At 62.7% G+C, this 1,784-nt stretch carries 3 protein-coding genes; 2 read left to right on the top strand and 1 reads right to left on the bottom strand.

What is annotated here, in order from left to right; genetic code table 11:
* Positions 1-330, bottom strand: a 330-nt coding sequence (locus R7035_RS25150) for a hypothetical protein (RefSeq protein ID WP_170868628.1), incomplete at its 3' end; no start/stop codon positions are given.
* Positions 331-656: 326 nt separating this feature from the next.
* Here R7035_RS25150 and R7035_RS25145 point away from each other — a divergent pair.
* Both R7035_RS25145 and R7035_RS25140 read left to right on the top strand, forming a co-directional pair.
* Positions 657-1,394: a recombinase family protein gene (locus tag R7035_RS25145; protein WP_001366550.1), complete on the top strand. Its 738-nt coding sequence runs from the start codon at positions 657-659 to the stop codon at positions 1,392-1,394.
* A complete protein-coding gene (locus R7035_RS25140) occupies positions 1,391-1,615 on the top strand; it encodes a hypothetical protein (RefSeq protein ID WP_000743213.1) in 225 nt (74 codons plus the stop codon). The genes R7035_RS25145 and R7035_RS25140 overlap by 4 nt, the downstream gene beginning before the upstream one ends.
* Positions 1,616-1,784: the final 169 nt, after the last annotated feature.

Genomic DNA, 1,784 nt, shown 5'->3' with positions numbered 1-1,784 from the left:
GGTAAGCAGAGTTTTTGAAATGTAAGGCCTTTGAATAAGACAAAAGGCTGCCTCATCGCTAACTTTGCAACAGTGCCGCGCGACGAGCAGCAGCACCAGGAGCAGAAGCACGTCGAGAAAAAGCAACAGCAGATCGAGCAGCGCCCACGGCGGGCCGCTCGCATCGGATAAGTCGAAAAATCCGGCTAAAGTGGCCGAGCTGCACATCAGGCCGCGCGGTTTTCCTCCCTGATCGCCGGCGCGGTTTCTTCCTCCCTGAACCGCATGCAGACTTGCCGCCTCGGACACCCCGAGGCGGTTTTTTTTCGCCTCGCTCGAGCATCGCCGCATCCGACGATGCCGAGACGACCAGGCCGCGCACGTCGAGCTGCAGCATCGCCATTGCCGACGATGGCACCAGGTCGCCGGCGGTGGCCACCGACCTCGAGCTCGCATCGCCACATCCGACGATGCGCGCCGGCGTCGACCATCGCCAGGTCTGACGATGGCGGCCGCCCTGCCCTGGATCTCGCATCGCCATTTCTGGCGATGAGATCCACGGAGCGGCCATTTAGACCCGCCAATAACGACCCGGCCAAGATAAATCGCATGACGGCCTTTTTGGCCGGGGGTAGCATGACCGGACACTTTGCGTATGCCCAAAGGAGCCCGCAAGTATGCGCAGGACGAAGCCAGTAGCCGCGCCGATGGTGGCGCGGGTCTATCTGCGCGTCAGCACCGACGCGCAGGACTTGGAACGCCAAGAGGCGATCACTACGGCCGCGAAGGCCGCCGGCTACTACGTCGCCGGCATCTACCGTGAGAAGGCATCCGGCGCACGCGCCGACCGGCCTGAGCTGCTGCGCATGATCGGCGACCTACAGCCCGGCGAGGTGGTCATTGCCGAGAAGATCGACCGCATCAGCCGCCTACCTTTGCCCGAGGCCGAGCGCCTGGTGGCCTCGATACAGGCCAAAGGCGCACGCCTGGCCGTCCCTGGCGTGGTCGATCTATCCGACCTGGCGGCCGAGGCCCAGGGCGTCGCCAAGATCGTGCTGGAAGCCGTGCAGATCATGCTTTTTCGCCTGGCCTTGCAGATGGCCCGCGACGACTACGAGGACAGGCGCGAACGCCAGCGCCAAGGCATTGAGTTGGCCCGCCAGGCCGGGCGGTACAAGGGCCGCCGTGCTGATCCGAAGCGCCGCGCCCAAGTTGTCGCGCTGCGCAAGTCCGGCTACAGCATCAACAAGACCGCCGAGCTGGCCGGGTACAGTGCGGCCCAGGTGAAACGGATATGGGCCGAGGTCAGCCAGGCCGAAGCGAAGCAGCACGGCGCGTTCGTGGAGGACGCATTGACGGAAGCCGATGCCCTGGCCGCTGTCGGCCAGGATGAGCGCCAGGAGGAAAGGGCATGAAGAAGCCGAACCAAGACGACGAGCCGTTTTTCATCACCGAGGAGATTGCGGCCGAAATGATCGCCGGCGGCTATGAGTTCGAGCTGCCGCCCATTCCTTGCACCATCCGCCTACGCGACGTGCTGGAGCGCATGACCGATGCTGAGCTAGCATTGCAGCCGGGCGAGATCGCCGACCAGGAGCGTGAACGCTGCCGGCGCAAGCCGTGTTCAACCTCATGATCTGGTCATGGTATTTTTCATGGCACTGAGCCTGATAGTTCTTGCAAATTGTTGTCACTAAAGGGTTTTGTGTGCTTGTTTACAATCGAGTGGGAGTGACGGGCACTGGCTGGCAATGTCTAGCAACGGCAGGCATTTCGGCTGAGGGTAAAAGAACTTTCCGCTAAGC

Source organism: Vibrio sp. 1731 (genome assembly GCF_033339955.1).
Classification (GTDB): domain Bacteria; phylum Pseudomonadota; class Gammaproteobacteria; order Enterobacterales; family Vibrionaceae; genus Vibrio; species Vibrio alginolyticus.
This window is presented reverse-complemented; position numbering and strand designations above follow the sequence as displayed.

Coding starts and splice junctions, on each gene's coding strand:
- R7035_RS25145 (WP_001366550.1), top strand. CDS start 657: ATGCGCAGGACGAAGCCAGTAGCCGCGCCGATGGTGGCGCGGGTCTAT.
- R7035_RS25140 (WP_000743213.1), top strand. CDS start 1,391: ATGAAGAAGCCGAACCAAGACGACGAGCCGTTTTTCATCACCGAGGAG.